Source organism: Bradyrhizobium sp. AUGA SZCCT0283, from assembly GCF_018130385.1.
Lineage (GTDB): Bacteria > Pseudomonadota > Alphaproteobacteria > Rhizobiales > Xanthobacteraceae > Bradyrhizobium.
This window is the reverse complement of the sequence record NZ_JAFCLU010000020.1, coordinates 1-15,545: the sequence shown is the minus strand read 5'-3', so window position 1 is coordinate 15,545 and position 15,545 is coordinate 1. Positions and strand designations below refer to the sequence as shown.

General features: G+C 63.1%; 15 protein-coding genes. 6 read left to right on the top strand and 9 right to left on the bottom strand.

Annotated elements, in window-relative coordinates:
- Positions 1-7 precede the first annotated feature (7 nt).
- Together JQ624_RS24755 and JQ624_RS24750 are read left to right on the top strand one after the other, a co-directional pair.
- Complete coding sequence (locus JQ624_RS24755; protein WP_212421527.1) at positions 8-1,291, top strand: serine hydrolase; 1,284 nt, start codon at positions 8-10, stop codon at positions 1,289-1,291.
- Entirely contained in the window at positions 1,272-2,576 is a 1,305-nt protein-coding gene (locus JQ624_RS24750) for a serine hydrolase (RefSeq protein WP_212421526.1), read from the top strand. Before JQ624_RS24755 ends, JQ624_RS24750 begins: the two co-directional genes overlap by 20 nt.
- Positions 2,577-2,587: 11 nt before the next feature.
- On the opposite strand, the gene JQ624_RS24745 is transcribed toward JQ624_RS24750, so the two are convergent.
- Positions 2,588-4,069 carry a GH1 family beta-glucosidase gene (locus JQ624_RS24745; protein ID WP_212421525.1) on the bottom strand — a complete coding sequence of 494 codons (1,482 nt, stop codon included), beginning with the start codon at positions 4,067-4,069 and terminating at the stop codon, positions 2,588-2,590.
- Positions 4,070-4,319: 250 nt separating this feature from the next.
- Between JQ624_RS24745 and JQ624_RS24740 the strand changes: the two genes are divergently transcribed.
- Complete coding sequence (locus JQ624_RS24740) at positions 4,320-5,876, top strand: glycosyl hydrolase family 17 protein (RefSeq protein WP_312014487.1); 1,557 nt, start codon at positions 4,320-4,322, stop codon at positions 5,874-5,876.
- A 6-nt stretch (positions 5,877-5,882) separates the two neighbouring features.
- On the opposite strand, the gene JQ624_RS24735 is transcribed toward JQ624_RS24740, so the two are convergent.
- The 6 genes from JQ624_RS24735 to murI form a co-directional block, all read right to left on the bottom strand.
- The gene (locus JQ624_RS24735) at positions 5,883-6,950 is read right to left on the bottom strand and encodes a low specificity L-threonine aldolase (protein ID WP_212421524.1); all 1,068 of its coding nucleotides are present in this window, start codon (positions 6,948-6,950) and stop codon (positions 5,883-5,885) included.
- 53 nt (positions 6,951-7,003) lie between these two features.
- A complete protein-coding gene (locus tag JQ624_RS24730; protein ID WP_249130054.1) occupies positions 7,004-7,345 on the bottom strand; it encodes a type II toxin-antitoxin system RelE/ParE family toxin in 342 nt (113 codons plus the stop codon).
- A gap of 195 nt (positions 7,346-7,540) precedes the next feature.
- Positions 7,541-8,158: a 30S ribosomal protein S4 gene (rpsD, locus tag JQ624_RS24725; protein ID WP_212421523.1), complete on the bottom strand. Its 618-nt coding sequence runs from the start codon at positions 8,156-8,158 to the stop codon at positions 7,541-7,543.
- Positions 8,159-8,375: 217 nt separating this feature from the next.
- Positions 8,376-9,155: an acyltransferase gene (locus tag JQ624_RS24720; protein ID WP_212421522.1), complete on the bottom strand. Its 780-nt coding sequence runs from the start codon at positions 9,153-9,155 to the stop codon at positions 8,376-8,378.
- A gap of 202 nt (positions 9,156-9,357) precedes the next feature.
- A complete protein-coding gene (locus JQ624_RS24715) occupies positions 9,358-10,137 on the bottom strand; it encodes an HpcH/HpaI aldolase/citrate lyase family protein (RefSeq protein WP_212421521.1) in 780 nt (259 codons plus the stop codon).
- A 95-nt stretch (positions 10,138-10,232) separates the two neighbouring features.
- Positions 10,233-11,021, bottom strand: coding sequence for a glutamate racemase (gene murI, locus JQ624_RS24710; protein ID WP_212421520.1), 789 nt, complete (start codon positions 11,019-11,021; stop codon positions 10,233-10,235).
- Positions 11,022-11,348: 327 nt separating this feature from the next.
- Between murI and JQ624_RS24705 the strand changes: the two genes are divergently transcribed.
- Positions 11,349-11,705: a cupredoxin domain-containing protein gene (locus tag JQ624_RS24705; protein WP_249130053.1), complete on the top strand. Its 357-nt coding sequence runs from the start codon at positions 11,349-11,351 to the stop codon at positions 11,703-11,705.
- Between the two features lie 9 nt (positions 11,706-11,714).
- A complete protein-coding gene (locus tag JQ624_RS24700) occupies positions 11,715-12,548 on the top strand; it encodes an FTR1 family protein (protein WP_212421519.1) in 834 nt (277 codons plus the stop codon).
- Here the strand turns inward: JQ624_RS24700 and purB are convergent, their stop codons facing one another.
- Positions 12,549-13,856: an adenylosuccinate lyase gene (purB, locus tag JQ624_RS24695; RefSeq protein ID WP_212421518.1), complete on the bottom strand. Its 1,308-nt coding sequence runs from the start codon at positions 13,854-13,856 to the stop codon at positions 12,549-12,551. It abuts the gene before it with no gap.
- 444 nt (positions 13,857-14,300) lie between these two features.
- Here purB and JQ624_RS24690 point away from each other — a divergent pair, with 444 nt between their 5' ends.
- On the top strand, positions 14,301-14,897 hold the full coding sequence (locus JQ624_RS24690) for a TetR family transcriptional regulator (protein WP_212421517.1): 597 nt from the start codon (positions 14,301-14,303) through the stop codon (positions 14,895-14,897).
- 190 nt (positions 14,898-15,087) lie between these two features.
- On the opposite strand, the gene JQ624_RS24685 is transcribed toward JQ624_RS24690, so the two are convergent.
- A partial coding sequence (locus tag JQ624_RS24685; protein ID WP_283816962.1) for a TCP-1/cpn60 chaperonin family protein occupies positions 15,088-15,545 on the bottom strand: 458 nt, incomplete at its 5' end.

Below are 15,545 nucleotides of genomic sequence, written 5' to 3'. Positions count from 1 at the left end.
GGGCCAAATGAATTTACGTCGATGGCGGCGCGCGCTCATTTGCGGCGCGCTGATGCTGGTAGCAGCGCCACAAGTCCGCGCCGAAGGCACTTTCGATGTTCCCGCAGGGGCGCGTTTCAATCAGGACAAGCTTGCGAAGATCACCGAGTTCTTCAAGAACGAGGTGTCGACCGGCAAGATCGCCGGCGCCAACGTCCTGATCCAGCAGCACGGCAAGCCGGTCTATCACGAAACCTTCGGCGTTCAGGACGTCGTGTCCAAGACGCCGATCACTGACAAGACCATCTTCCGTCTGTCTTCGCTGACCAAGGCGATCACCTCCGTCGTGGCGATGCAGTTGATCCAGGACGGAAAGATCAAGCTCGACGATCCCGTCTCGAAGTACATTCCCTCCTTCGCCAATATGAAGGTCGGGGAGGAGAAAAAGGCCGAGGACGGCACCAAGACGCTCGAACTGGTACCGCTGACCCGGCCCATTACCATTCTCGACCTGATGCGTCATACCTCCGGCATCACCTATGGCTTCTATGGCGACAGTCTGGTGCGCAAGGCCTACAAGGAGGCAAATCTCTATGCGGGCGAATTCGACCTCGCCGAATTCGCCGAGCGGATCGCCAAGCTGCCGCTGCACAACCAGCCGGGAGCGCTCTGGCAATACGGCCATTCCACCGACATCCTGGCGCGGATCATGGAGATCGTGTCAGGAAAATCATTGTTCGAGGTCGAGCGGGAAAAGCTGCTCGATCCGCTCGGCATGACCGACACCGGCTTCTTCGTTACCGAACCGGAGAGGCTCAAGCGGCTCGCCCAGCCGTTGCCGAACGACAGTGATTTCCGGGTCGGCCGCCTATACAGGACCGAGGTTCGACAGAAGTGGGAATCCGCCAGCGGCGGCATGGTTTCGACCATGTCGGACTTCTCGAAATTTGCGCAGATGCTGCTCAATGGCGGTACGTTCGACGGCAAGACCTATCTCAGCCCGAAGACATTCGAACTGATGGCATCGGATCACACCGGCAAGGACTCCGGCGTTGCGCGGGATCATTACTATTTTCCCGGTGACGGCTTCGGCATGGGGCTTGGGCTTGCCGTGCGCACCGATCCCGGTAACGCCAAGCCGCCGCCGCCGGGATCGCTGGGCGAACTGAAATGGGACGGCGCCGCCGGCTGCTACATGGTGGTCGACCGCAAGCAGGACATGTTCTTCGTGGTGCTGGAGCAGACGCCGACGGAACGCCAGCGCGTCCAGCGGACGCTGAAGCAGTTGGTCTATGAAGCGCTGGAAAACTGACGGCGCCGTCGGGCGCTGCCTCGTCGCGGCGGCGCTCGCGGTGCTTTTTCTTGGCGGCTCGCCGCATGAGTTGCGGGGCGAGCCGAAGGCGCCGCACGCGCCAACTTTTTCACGCGCGGCGCTTGACCAGTTTGGCGACTACGTTCGAAGCGAGATCGCGTCCGGCACCATTCCCGGCGCAGTCATGCTGATCCAGCAGCATGGCAAGCCAGTCGAACTCGAATGTTTCGGCGTGCGGGACCCCGCCACCAAGCAGCCGATGACGCCGGACTCCATTTTCCAGATCTATTCGATGTCGAAGGCCATCACCTCGGTCGCCGCGATGATGCTGGTCGACGACGGCAAACTGTCCCTCGATGATCCCGTGTCGAAATACATTCATTCCTTTGCGGATGCGAAAGTCGGCGTCGATCTTTCCGATGAAGCAGGAAAGTATCCGCTCAAGCTCGAGCCGTTGAAGCGTCCGATCACGATCAGGGATCTGCTGCGGCACACGTCGGGGATCTCTTACGGCTTCTTCGGCGAAACCCAGGTGCAAAAACTCTATGCCGATCCCAAACTGTACGCTGGCGATTTCGACAATGCCGAATTCGCCGACCGGATTGCGGTTCTGCCGCTCGCTGATCAGCCGGCGACGCGTTGGAACTACAGCCATTCGACCGATGTGCTCGGCCGTGTGGTCGAAGTGGCCTCGGGACAGACGCTGTTTCAGTTCGAGAAGCAGAGACTGTTCGATCCGCTCGGCATGTCCGAGACTGAATACCATGTCGCAGATAAAGCGAAGTGGCCGCGCATCGCGCAGCCATTTCCTGTCGATCGTTTTCGGGTTGCCGGAATCAAGGATCCGACAGAGGCGCGGCGCTGGGAATCCGGCGGCGCGGGCCTGGTCTCGACGGCCGGGGACTACGCGCGCTTCCTGCAAATGCTGCTGAACGGCGGCGAACTGGACGGCAAGCGGTATCTCAAGCCTGAGACGGTTGCACTGATGACGTCGGATCAGATCGGACCGGAAACCAAGATCATCCACGATCCCTTCTACTTCCCGGGCCCGACCTCCGGCTTCGGCCTCGGCTTTGCCGTGCGCACCTCACCGCCGCCGGGTACGACATGGCCGCTCGGCGAATACCGCTGGGACGGGGCGGGCGGCAGCTTCTATTTCGTCGATCCCCAGGACGACCTGCTCGTTGTCTTCATGGTGCAGGCCCCGACGCAGGGCGGGCGGATTCAACTGGCGCTGAAGACGATGATGTTCGAGGCGCTGGGCAAGGGCCTGCGCAAGGATTGACGATCGCCTGGCTACGCCACCGCGTTTCGCGCGATCGTCTCGCGATAGAATGACGCGCTCAGCTTGGGCGTCCGACGCTTGGTCTCGAAGTCGACGTGGTAGATGCCGAAGCGCTGTTCATATCCGTCCGACCATTCGAAATTGTCCATCAGGCTCCACAGGAAATAGCCGTGCACGGGCACGCCTTCGGAGGTCGCGCGCTGCAACTGCGTCAGATAGTTGCGTAAGTACATGATGCGGTCGACGTCATAGATGGTTCCGTCCGCAGCCGGCAGATCGCTCCCCGACGTTCCGTTCTCGGTGATGTAGATCGACTTCACGTTCCACAGCTTGGCCACATGGCGCGGCACCCAGTACATCGCCTCGGGGCCGGGCCTGAGCCAACCTGCTTTCATGTGCGGAAACGATGCCGGAAACGGCGCCAGCGTGAAGCCGCGGTCGTTGTCGGCGGCCACGACATAATGGTCGGGCGTGTACACATTCAGTCCGACAAAATCGATCGGCGACGAAATGATGCGCAAATCCTCAGGCGTGAATTTCGGCGCGTCATGGCCGGCCCGCGCCAGGTATGCATCGGTATATTTTCCCTCCATCATGACGGTCAGATAGCCGGCGTTGAGCTCGCGAGTCGCCATCTCGGCGGCGCGGATGTTGGCGGCTGTTTCGACGGCGGGGATGCAGCTCACGGCATTTTCCGCCGGACCGACCCTGGTCCTAGTGCGCCCATGGGCCCTGATCGCCTGAACCGAAAGGCCGTGGCCGAGCGCGACGTGGTGACGGACCTGGTTCAATTCCGATTGGGATAGTTTGAGGCCCGGCGCATCGGCGCCCATGCCGTGGCCGAGATGAACGAGACGGGAGCATTCGTTGATCGTGAAGAAATGCGTCACGCGGTCGCTCAGACGCGCCGCGACATAAGCCGCGTAATCCGCAAATGCCTTTGACGTGTCGCGCGAGGTCCAGCCGCCGAAGCGGTCCTGCAACGCCTGCGGCAGGTCCCAATGATACAGCGTCGCAAACGGCGCGATGCCGTTGGCCAGCAACTCGTCGACAAGGCGGTTGTAGAAATCGAGGCCCTTTGGATTTGGCGCGCCGGCGCCTTCCGGGAAGACGCGCGGCCATGCGATCGAGAATCGATAGGCCTTTGCACCCAGCGCCTTCATCAACTGGATGTCTTCCTTGTACAGACGATAATGGTCGGTCGCGGTATCCCCATTGCTGTGATCGGAGATCGTCCCGCGCGCGTGAGCGAAGCGGTCCCAGATCGACGGACCGCGGCCATCCTCGTTCACGGCCCCCTCGACCTGATAGGCCGAGGTCGCCGTACCCCACAGGAAACCATTCGGAAAACCGGAAGAGGTGGTTCGATTTCGCGTTCCGCTGTCCGCGTCCCATTGGGCCGGTGCGGATCCGGCCGACAGCGCCGACATGCCAAGCGCCGACCAGCCTGCAATCTTGCCAAACTGGCGCCTTGAAAATCTCTCGAATGGCATCATTTCACTCGCCGCACCGGGATCAATTTTGAGCAAAACAAGGCTCACTCTTGATGCTTCTTGTTTGAAGCTGGCCTAATATCACCGCTTCCGTGTCTCGGTGCAATTGTGCAACAGGCTGCATCGGCAGGTCGACAGGGCTGCCGCTCGCCGCTAAATAAGCGGACATAATCACCGATTTGGGAGCAGGACGATCGGCTTTCGCACGCCGCTGGCGCTTTTACTCGTATCGCTGGGCATCGTTGCCGCGGTGTGGTGGTGGCTGGCCACGCCGGTGGCGCTGACGCGCGCGCCGATCGATGACGCGGCGAAGCTGGAGTGCGTTTCCTACGCGCCGTTCAGGGGCGATCAAACGCCGCATGATCCAACGCTGATCGTCAGTCCGGAGCAGATCGCGCGGGATCTGGCCGAACTTGCCAAGGTCTCCAAATGCATCCGTACCTATTCCATCGACAACGGGCTCGACAAGGTGCCCGAGCTTGCGTCCAGGGTCGGATTGAAGGTTCTGCTCGGCGTCTGGATCGGGCGTGATCGCGCGAAGAACGCGATCCTGATCAACACCGCAGTCTCGCTGGTCCGGGATCATCCCGGCGTGGTGTCAGCGATTATTGTCGGCAGCGAAGTGCTGCTACGCGGCGATATGACCGTGGGCGATCTTCGGGACACCATCCGTTCGGTGAAGCCGCGCGTGGATATTCCGGTGACCTATGCCGATGTCTGGGAATTCTGGCTGCGCTACCGCGAAGTCGGCGAGGATGTCGATTTCGTCACCGCCCATTTCCTGCCCTATTGGGAGGACGTTCCGCCGCGCGCCGAAGATGCGGCCGCGCATGTCGACGGCATTCGCAAGCAGGTGGCGGCAGTCTTTCCCGGCAAGGAGATCCTGGTCGGCGAAACCGGCTGGCCAAGCCATGGGCGGATGCGCGACGGCGCGCTGGCTTCCCGCGTCAATCAGGCGCGTTTCATTTCCGAGATTCTCGAGCGGGCGCGACGGGACAATTTTCGCGTCAATCTGTTCGAGGCCTATGACGAGCCGTGGAAGCGCCGCTGGGAAGGAACGGTGGGCGGTTATTGGGGGCTGTTCGACGGAGCCGAACGCAAGCTGAAATATCCGGCGGGGGTGGCCATCGGCAACTATCCGTTCTGGAAGCTGCAGATGGCGGGCGGGCTGTTTCTTTGCATCGGCGTATTCGCAACAGCCTTGGTCACGCTGAAGCGCCGGCCGGCGCCGCCGCCATTGGCATCGTGGCTAGCGGTCGCCGTGTCTGCGACTGCCGGCGGCATCCTGCTCGGCGTCAGCGCCGACAAGATGCTCTACGAAAGCTACGGGCTCGGCGGTTGGCTGGTTCAGGGCTTTTTGCTGGCGGCGGCAGTGACGGCGCCGCTGCTGTCCGCCTACGCGCTGATGTCGGGGCGCGGGCTTCCGTCGTTTCTTGAAGTGTTGGGTCCAACCAAGGGCCTGACGCCATTTTTCATGACCAACTTGCTGGGCGTCACGCTGATCGTGACGACGCTCATTGCCGCGCAAACCGCGCTCAGCCTGATATTCGACGCGCGCTGGCGCGATTTCCCGTTCGCCGCCCTGACCATGGCCGTGGTGCCGTTCTGGACATTGGCATTCCTCAACGGTTCGAAATCTGGCGAGCGGCCGCTCTCGGAAGCGGTGTTCGCCGGGCTGTTCGCCATGGCCGCGGTCTACGTCGTCTTCAACGAAGGGTTCGAGAACTGGCAGGCGCTGTGGACCGGCGCGGTCTATTTGCTGCTCGGCAGTGCGCTGTGGCGGGCGCGCACTGCTGCTATTGCCTGAGTTCGCTCACGCCCCGCGTACGATCTCGCGCACGATACCGACCGTCTCCTCGATCATCGCAGCGCTGACGTCGAGATGCGTGCAGGCGCGAATGCGGCCGTCCATCATCGCAAGCAGAACGCCGCGCTTGCGCAAGGCCTCGACCATCTTGTCGCCGCTGATGCCCGCGCCGTCAGGCTTGAAGAACACCAGATTGGTCTCGGGCTCTTGCACCTCGATGCCGTTGATCTGCGACAGCCCGCGCGCCAGCGCCCGCGCATTGGCGTGATCGTCGGCGAGACGATCGACGTGATGGTCGAGCGCGTAGACGCAAGCGGCTGCGCAAATGCCGGCCTGCCGCATCGAGCCGCCGAGGCGCTGCTTCCAGCGCCAGACGTCGTCGATGAAGGCGCGAGAGCCCGCAATCACGCCGCCGATCGGCGCGCCGAGGCCTTTTGAGAAATCGATCCAGGCCGAATCCCAGCCCGCGGCCATGTCGCGCGCCGATATTCCTGTCGCGACGCAGGCGTTCAGCAACCGAGCGCCGTCCATGTGGGTAATGAGCCCGTTCGCCTTGGCGATCGCTACCACTTCATCCAGCGCCTTTTTCTTCCAGATCGTGCCGCCGCCGATATTGGCGGTCTGCTCGACGCTGACGACGGTCTGCGGCGGCTGGTAACGCGAGCGCGGATGCAGCGCGGCGCGGAATGTTTCGGGCGCGAATTGCCCGTCCTCGCCCGGCAGCGGCGTGATCTGGAATCCGCCAAGGGCGGCATGCGCGCCGCCTTCGCGGGCGATGATATGCGCGCTGACATGGGCCAGAATTTCATCGCCCGGCCGGCAATGGGCCAGCGTCGCCGCGACATTGCACATGGTGCCCGACGGCATGAACACGGCGGCTTCCTTGCCAAGCAGGTCAGCCACGCGCTCGCACAGCAGGTTCACCGTCGGGTCGTCGCCGATCTGCTCGTCGCCAACCTCTGCCCGCGCCATCGCCTCGCGCATCGCTGGTGTGGGGCGCGTCTGCGTGTCCGACAGCAGGTTGATGCGGATGGGGTCGGCCTTGGGATCGCGCGGGGCAGGGGTGTAGTGCATGGATAGTCCTCGTTACTCCGCGCGTGATTGCTAATCGAATCACGACATCGATTTCAGCGTCTACTCGAAAAGTTGCCGCCTGATGTCTTGGGCACTGTGAACCACGGCACGAATTTCGACGTAGTCGGGCCGCACAGTGTATGCGATTGAAAGCGGAATCGTCGATAGCCGGCCGCAAGTTCGTCAAACGTCTGTCCGATGAGCGGGAAATCGGCAAGAAGCCCGAAAGAGCGGACCAGACCCGCATGGTAGGCTTCGGCCTGATAGGCGCCAAATTTGCCTTCGGTGAAATCGTAGATGTCGATCAGGTCGGCCCGTGCCCGCTGCGTAAGCCTGCACTCTTCCGGGCGGTGGCCAGGACGTCGTCGGGCGTGTCCGTGGTGAAGGTGTTGCAATCGGGGTGCTGGAACAACTCTTGATAGCGGCGCACCTGCTCGTCCCGGGGAAGGTCAGCCCAGGCGGCAAGCTCGGCTTCGGTCGGTGTGGCCGAAGGCATGACGCGGGTCGGTTTGTCGGTCGTCTGCGAGTGGATGCAAACAAAAAGGCCCCGGCAAGACCGGGGCCTTTGATGTCTCGGAACCGAAGACCGATCAGCGCGAATAGAATTCGACGATCAGATGCGGCTCCATCTGCACCGCGAACGGCACGTCCGACAGCGCGGGGATCCGGGTGAACTTCGCGGTCATCTTGCCGTGATCGGCTTCGATGAAGTCGGGCACGTCGCGCTCGCCGAGCTGGCTTGCTTCCAGCACCGGGGTGAGCTGCTTGGAGGATTCCTTGATCTCGACGACGTCGCCGGGCTTGAGCTTGTAGCTCGAAATGTTGACGCGGCGGCCGTTCACCTTGATGTGGCCGTGGTTGATGAACTGGCGCGCGGCGAACATCGTGGCGACGAACTTGGCGCGATAGACCACGGTGTCGAGACGGCGTTCCAGGAGGCCGATCAGGTTTTCACCGGTATCGCCCTTCATCCGGCCGGCCTCGACGTAAATGCCGTGGAACTGGCGCTCGGAAATGTTGGCGTAGTAGCCCTTGAGCTTCTGCTTGGCGCGGAGCTGCACGCCGAAGTCGGACAGCTTGCCCTTGCGGCGCTGGCCATGCTGGCCGGGGCCGTATTCACGGCGGTTCACGGGGCTCTTGGGGCGGCCCCAGATATTCTGGCCCATACGGCGATCGATCTTGTATTTCGCCTCACTGCGCTTTGTCATCGCGTCCTCTGCATAAGAGTTTGAGTGTTGAGGAAACGCGCCCTCCTGTGCACCGGCACTTGCCGGGGCCGACAGGTCCGCCTCGAAAGCTCGGGGAAGACCACGGGTCGCGAAACGCCACGCGGGCCGAAACCGGCCCGCGAGCAAGCGGGTTCTTAGGGAGAAAAGGCCGTTCTGTCAACGAAAACGGCCCAGTTTCCGGGCCAAATCGGCCCGCTCAGGTCGCGACCGCCCGGACCGGTTTGGGTTCGCTTTGCTGCCGGTTTGCCCGCAATTCGGCGGCAATTTCACCGTTCAGCACCTGTTCCAGCCGGTTCAGCGCCTTGGCCATCGGGGCGGCGTCGGTAATCCGGTGATCCCAGCGCAGCACGACATCGATGGTCTGGTCGGGCTTTTCCACCCCATAGCTCAGGACAAACGGCCCGGGGCTGATGGCGTGGAGCTGGCCGGCGCCATAGGCGGCCACCGAGGTCACGCCAAAACTGCCGAAATAATTGGCCCGCTGGCGGCCGAAATTGAGCCCGACCGCCCAGAACAGGCGGCGCAGCGGCAAGGGCAGCCGGGTGGTTCGCAAAATCTTCCGGAATGCCGGCACCTCGTCGATCGGCGCCTCCTTGGCGTGCCGGATCAGGGCATCGACCTCGGCAAGCGGCATTTCATCCGGCGCAGCAACCTTTTGCGGCAGCACGCAATCCTGGCCGTCCTCGACCCGGGCGATCGCCACCATCGCGACGCTGCGCGGCAGTTCGTAGAAGGCGGACAGCGGCCATTTGACGTAGAGGGTACGCAGGATCGGCTCTTCCTTCGCCACTAGCGCGAATGCCTTGACGAAGATCGCAGCCCAGCCCGGCCGCTGGGCGGCCTGCGCGCGGGCTTCCTGGAGGGCGCGGATATGAAGCGGACGCGCGAGCGAAACAAAGGGCACGCGGATCGACGCGTGCATGAGGTCGGCGACCAGGCGGCGCGGTAGTGTGATTTTTCGAACCGTTCCGCGCATCGCTCCACTCAGGGTTTCCGCAACAAGCACATCAGAAAGGCCGGCAGGCCGCCCAGGCTGCCTGCCAGCACCTCATCTAGCACGAACAAGGCGTTTTGACGCCAGTAGGTTCGCGCCCCTATCGCCCGGCCGGGCGGTGGCACATGCCCCGGGGGCGACGTAAACGCTAAGGACTTTGAAGGGTTTGCCGCCGTCTCGGCACCTATCGCTTGATCCCCTCGAAACTTGCCGCGATGCCACGCTGGAATAGCGACCAGTCGAAGCCGAGCGCCAGCGCCACATAGCCACGTTCGATCATCCGGTTGGCCTGCTCGGCGGTACGGGCGACGCCGCCGATCGGCACCCCGCTCTTGAGGATGCCGGCCTCGGCGCGCGCCATCAGCGCCACCACCTCGGGATCGTCGGGCAGGCCGCGCTTGTCGATGGAGGTCGCGAGGTCGCCGGGGCCGATCACCGCGAGGTCGATGCCCGGGGTTGCCATGATCTCGTCGATGCGGTTGACCGCCTCGACATGCTCGATGGTGATCATGCAGATCATGTCGTCGTCCGCGCTCGCCATGTAGTCCGGCATCGACACCCCCCAGCGGAACGGCGCATGAAACGGACCCCACAGCCGGTCGCCCTTCGGCGGGTAGCGGACGCTGCGCACGGCTTTCTCGGCATCCGCGCGGCTGCAGATCATCGGAAAGTTGATGCCGAGCGCGCCGAGGTCCATCGGCGCTTTCGCAAGCCAGGGCTCGTTGGCGGCAATCCGCACCATCGGCACGCAGGGCGTGCCAGAGGTGGCCGTGATCATCGCGTGCGCCGAGCCGAGATCGATCGGCCCATGCTCGAGGTCGACGATGATCCAGTCGATCCCGGAGCGGGCCATGATCTGCACGGTCTGGATCGAGGGAATGGTCGCGATCGCGCCGAAGGTCGGGCGCCCCTCCCGCCATAGCTGGCGCAGACGGTTGAGCGGCGCAGGTCTTGCGGAGGTCAAGGCGGAAGCTCCTCAATCGAACGGCCGATTTCATAAACTCGGCGCTCGGTATCATAAGGATAAATTCGGCGGGGCGGCGGGTGAGCTGAGGCGGCTTACGCCAGCACGCGCCCGCCGAAAAACGGCATCAGGGTCCGGCTCAACGTGTGCGGCCGCCGCGACGTGAAGATGATCTCGGCGCCGGCCGTATCGCTTTCGCGGCCCGGAGACCCGAGCAGGTCGGACACGCGCCGGGCGATGGCGGGCGCCGGATCGATCCAGTCGACCGGCCACGGCGCGAGCCGCGTCAGGCGGTCGAGCAGCAGCGGATAGTGGGTGCAGGCCAGAACGACGGTGTCGGTACGATCATCGCCATTTCCGACAAAACAGGGGGCGAGCTCCGCCACAATATCCTGGTCGCTCACGTCGTTGCCGCTGAGGGCGGATTCGGCGAGCGAGGCGAGTTCGGCCGATCCCACCAGCGTCACTTCGCAGCCTTGCGCGAAATCATCGATCAGACGCCTGGTGTATTCGCGCTTGACGGTGCCCTTGGTGCCGAGCACCGACACGCGTTTGGTCCTCGAACTGGCGCAGGCCGGCTTGATCGCAGGCACGGTGCCGACGAACGGCACGCTATAGGCGCTGCGCAGATACGACATCACAAGCGTGGAAGCGGTGTTGCAGGCAATCACCACCAAAGCGGGGGCGTGGCGCGCGATCAGCTCGCCGACCAGCGGCACCACGCGGGCGACGATCTCTTCCTCGCTGTGGTGGCCATAGGGAAAGAACGCATCGTCGGCGACATAGACGTAGTGCGCATCGGGCCGGGCGCCGACGATCTCGCGCAAGACCGTGAGGCCGCCAAGGCCGGAGTCGAAGACAAGGATCGTGGGCGGGGCTGACACGCTGCGACCTTAGCCGATCTGCGGTTACCGTTGGGTTGCTTTGAGGGGTGCCGGCGGGGTCTCGGAGGTCGTCGACGGCGGTCGTGACAATTTGGAACGATTTAAATCGGCTTGGCAAGGCCGGAAAACTGCTGGGGCGGTCGGGCAAGATACCACCCAGGACAGCCCCGGGACAGGGGGCGGCCGAACCCCGAAATGGAAATCCCGCCAAGCGGTTGCACCGTTTAGAACGTCTCCAGTTTGGAACGCCGTTTTGCCCCTTCACGGCAGGGCTTCAGGCAGCGTATGCCAACGGCGGACCATTTCAGCCATATTGGAAAAGCCAGCATGTCTTTCTCGCGTACGCTCCCCAGGCTCACCGTGTTCGCCGCCATGGCGCTTGTTTCGATCGCCGCTGCAGGCGCAGCCCGCGCGCAGAGCGCGACCGAGATTCAGCTGAGCTACAAGGACAAGAAGTTCGACCCGGCCGAAATCAGCGCGCCCGCCAACACGCCGATCGTGATCAAGCTGAAGAACCTCGATTCCAAGGCGATGGAATTCGAAAGCAAGACGTTGAAGGTAGAGAAGGTGGTCGCCGGCTCCAGCGACGCCACCATCAATGTCCGCGCGCAGAAGGCGGGCCGCTACGAGTTCTTCGACGAATATAACGAGAAGGTCGCCCGCGGCGCGCTGGTCGTGAAATAAGAAGAAATCGTGATCGCTGCACTGATCATCGTATTCCGTGAAGTCTTCGAGGCCGGTTTGATCATCGGCATCGTGCTCGCGGTTACGCGCACGGTTAAGCACCGCAACCAGTGGATCGCCGGCGGCGTGCTCGCAGGCGTTCTCGCAGCCTGCGTGGTCGCGGCCTTTGCCGGGGTTTTGTCGAACCTGTTCGCCGGCATGGGGCAGGAGGTCTTCAACGCGGCGATCCTTAGCCTCGCCGTTGTGATGCTGACCTGGCACAATGTCTGGATGGCGCGCCACGGCAAGGAGCTTGCCGGTGAATTGTGGGCGGCCGGGAAGGCGGTAGTGGAGGGATCCAAATCGCTGCTGGCGCTCGCAATCGTGGTCGGCGTCGCGGTGCTGCGCGAGGGCAGCGAGGTTGTGCTGTTTCTCTACGGCGTTCTGGCCGGCGGCAGCGACAGCGGATTGAGCGTGGCGCTAGGCGGCCTTGCCGGGCTCATCCTTGGCGCGCTCGTCTGCATGCTGACCTATTTCGGCCTGGTGAAGATTCCAACGCGGGCGCTGTTCACGACCACGACGGTGCTGATCGCGCTGCTCGCGGCCGGCATGGCGGCGCAGGCGGCCGCGTTTCTCGAAAAAGCCAACTGGCTGACGGCGCTCGACAACGTCGTCTGGGATTCAGGCTGGCTGCTTTCCGATTCAAGCCTGCTCGGCAAGGCGCTGCATACCCTGATCGGCTACACCGATCAGCCGACCGCGATGCAGCTCGTCGTCTATCTGGCGATCCTGGCCGTGACCTTCGTGCTGATGCGGCTTTATGGGGCGCCGGCGAAGACGGTTACATCAGCGCCGGCGGAATAATCAGCTCTCGCCGAACACGCGCCTGAAGATCGTATCGACGTGCTTGAAGTGATAGCCGAGGTCGAACTGCTCCTCGATCTCGGCATCGCTCAGATGCTTTTTCACGTCAGGATCTTTCTTGAGCAGTGTCTGGAAGTCGCCTTCGCCGCGCCATACCGGCATGGCGTTGCGCTGGACGTATTTGTAGGCGTCCTCGCGGCTGGCGCCCTTTTGCGTCAGCGCGATCAGCAGCCGCTGCGAATGCACGAGCCCGCCGAGACGGTCGAGGTTCTTCTGCATGTTGGCGGGATAGATCAGAAGCTTTTCGATCAGGCCCGCAAGCCGCATCAGCGCAAAATCGAGCGTCACGGTGGCGTCCGGCCCAATCATGCGTTCGGCCGAGGAGTGCGAGATGTCGCGCTCGTGCCAGAGCGCTACGTTTTCCATCGCCGGCATCGCATAGGCGCGCACCATGCGCGACAGGCCGGTGAGGTTTTCCGACAGCACCGGGTTGCGCTTGTGCGGCATCGCCGACGAGCCCTTCTGGCCCTCGGAGAAAAACTCCTCGGCCTCCAGCACCTCGGTGCGCTGCAGATGGCGGATTTCGATCGACAGCCGCTCGACCGAGGAGGCGATCACGCCAAGCGTTGCAAAATACATCGCGTGGCGGTCGCGCGGGATGACTTGCGTCGAGATCGGTTCGGGGACGAGTCCCATCGCTTTCGCAACATGTTCCTCCACGCGCGGATCGATCTGCGCGAACGTGCCGACGGCGCCCGAAATCGCGCAGGTCGCGACCTCCTTGCGGGCGGCGACCAGGCGCTCGCGGGCGCGGCTGAATTCGGCATAGGCGTAGGCGAGCTTCAGCCCGAACGTCACCGGCTCGGCATGGATGCCGTGGGAGCGGCCGATGGTCGGCGTCATCTTGTGCTCAAAGGCGCGCTTCTTCAGCGCCGCCAGCACCTTGTCGACGTCAGCAATCAGGAGGTCGGCTGCGCGGGTGAGCTGGACGTTGAGGCAGGTATCGAGCACGTCGGAGGAGGTCATGCCCTGGTGGACGAAGCGCGCCTCGGGGCCGACGATTTCGGCCAGATGGGTCAGGAAGGCGATGACGTCGTGCTTGGTCTCGCGCTCGATCTCGTCGATCCGCGCCACGTCGAAGGTGGCATTCCTGGCCTTGGCCCAGATCGTCTTCGCCGCCTCCTTCGGGATCACGCCGAGTTCCGCCAGCGCATCAGCCGCATGCGCCTCGATCTCGAACCAGATCTTGAAGCGGGTCTGCGGCTCCCAGATGGAGGCCATTTCCGGGCGGGTGTAGCGGGGGATCATCGACGACTCCGGCGAATTGTTTTTTACGCTGCGCTTTAGCAGAGCCGCCCAAGCGAGACAAACGGCGCCGGACGGGCTGACCGGGCAGGGCAGGGAGGTCAGGCAGGGAGGTCGGCCAGCGGATGTCAGCAGGCGCACTCACGGATTATTGACTGACAGATATTGAAATCTGTCAGCGAGACATGCTATATCCATCGCCGACGCCGGGATCAGGCGTCACCCGGCTCGATGGTTTTGAGCCCGGGTACTCGCAAAGGACTACGCTATGACGACCCATCTCATTCATCTGACCGCCCAAATCCAGCGCTGGCTCAACCAGAGCGTTGCCCGTCATCTGGCCGCTCAGGCCGAGCGGCTGGAACCGGCGACGAAACATTAACCCGCCAAGGTAATTACCTAAGGGGATAAGATGACCACCCGTCCCATCGCATCAAAGGTGCGCGCATGAACGAAGTCGTGGTTCTGACCCCCGAACGGATTCTGGAGGTTACCGAGGACGTTTTGCGCCGCTACGGGCTGGCCAAGGCAACCGTGGTGGACGTTGCCCGTGCGCTCGATGTCAGCCACGGCAGCGTCTACCGCCATTTCCCCAGCAAGGCGTCGCTGCGCGAGGCGGTGGCCAAGCGCTGGCTCGACCGTCTCAGCGCGCCGCTCCTGAAGATCGCGGAAGCTTCCGGCCCGGCGCCCGCCCGGCTGGAGAAGTGGCTGCGCACGATGTTTTCGATCAAGCACAAGCGGCTTGGCGACGACCCTGAGATGTTTGCCACTTACCTGACGCTGGCCCGCGAGGCCTGCAAGTCGGTGAACTGTCACAAGGATTGCCTGGTCGACCAGATTGCCCGGATCCTGTCCGACGGCGTGAAGCAGGGCGCGTTCGAGGTCGCCGACGTCAAGGTTTCGGCCCGCGCCATTTTCGATGCCACCAGCCGCTTCCATCATCCCGGCCATGCCGAGGAATGGAGTGATCCGGGCACTCCCGCGCGGATCGACGCGCTGCTGGCGCTGCTGCTTAGGGGTCTGGAAGCGCCGCGCAAGCGCTGACGATCCTTTTGTTATGAGCTGTAAGGCCAAGCCTTTTTTCCCGCGAGCCGCGATGTCTGATTTTGGGGGTAGAAGCGCCCACGCCGTTGATGGCGCGTTTCGGACGTCGTCGAGATGGACGTATAGCTAATGCAGAAAGGCCCAGCATGCTGCCGGGCCTTTCTTATTGTTGTGCTCTGAACGGTTGGAATTAGAAGTCCATACCTCCCATGCCACCCATGCCGCCGCCCGGAGGCATGCCGCCACCGCCGGCGTTCTTCTTCGGCACTTCGGCCACCATGGCTTCCGTGGTGATCAGGAGAGCGGCGACGGACGCTGCGTTCTGGATTGCCACACGAACCACCTTGGTCGGGTCGATGATGCCCTTGGAGATCAGGTTGACGTATTCGCCGGTCTGCGAGTCGAAGCCGTAGGAATATTGATCCTTCTCGAGGATCTTGCCGACGATGACCGAACCGTCTTCGCCAGCATTGATGGCGATTTGGCGGGCTGGATACGACAACGCCTTGCGGACGATTTCGACGCCGGTCTTCTGGTCGTCGTTCTTGGTGCGAAGTCCCTTGAGATGCTGGGAGGCGCGCAGCAGGGCGACGCCGCCGCCCGGCACGATGCCTTCTTCAACCGCCGCACGGGTCGCATGCATCGCGT

Excerpts from the sequence above, each read along its gene's own strand:
- JQ624_RS24755 (WP_212421527.1), top strand. The coding sequence starts at position 8 with ATGAATTTACGTCGATGGCGGCGCGCGCTCATTTGCGGCGCGCTGATG.
- JQ624_RS24750 (WP_212421526.1), top strand. The coding sequence starts at position 1,272 with ATGAAGCGCTGGAAAACTGACGGCGCCGTCGGGCGCTGCCTCGTCGCG.
- JQ624_RS24745 (WP_212421525.1), bottom strand. The coding sequence starts at position 4,069 with ATGCCATTCGAGAGATTTTCAAGGCGCCAGTTTGGCAAGATTGCAGGC.
- JQ624_RS24735 (WP_212421524.1), bottom strand. The coding sequence starts at position 6,950 with ATGCACTACACCCCTGCCCCGCGCGATCCCAAGGCCGACCCCATCCGC.
- rpsD (WP_212421523.1), bottom strand. The coding sequence starts at position 8,158 with ATGACAAAGCGCAGTGAGGCGAAATACAAGATCGATCGCCGTATGGGC.
- JQ624_RS24720 (WP_212421522.1), bottom strand. The coding sequence starts at position 9,155 with ATGCGCGGAACGGTTCGAAAAATCACACTACCGCGCCGCCTGGTCGCC.
- JQ624_RS24705 (WP_249130053.1), top strand. The coding sequence starts at position 11,349 with ATGTCTTTCTCGCGTACGCTCCCCAGGCTCACCGTGTTCGCCGCCATG.
- purB (WP_212421518.1), bottom strand. The coding sequence starts at position 13,856 with ATGATCCCCCGCTACACCCGCCCGGAAATGGCCTCCATCTGGGAGCCG.
- JQ624_RS24690 (WP_212421517.1), top strand. The coding sequence starts at position 14,301 with ATGAACGAAGTCGTGGTTCTGACCCCCGAACGGATTCTGGAGGTTACC.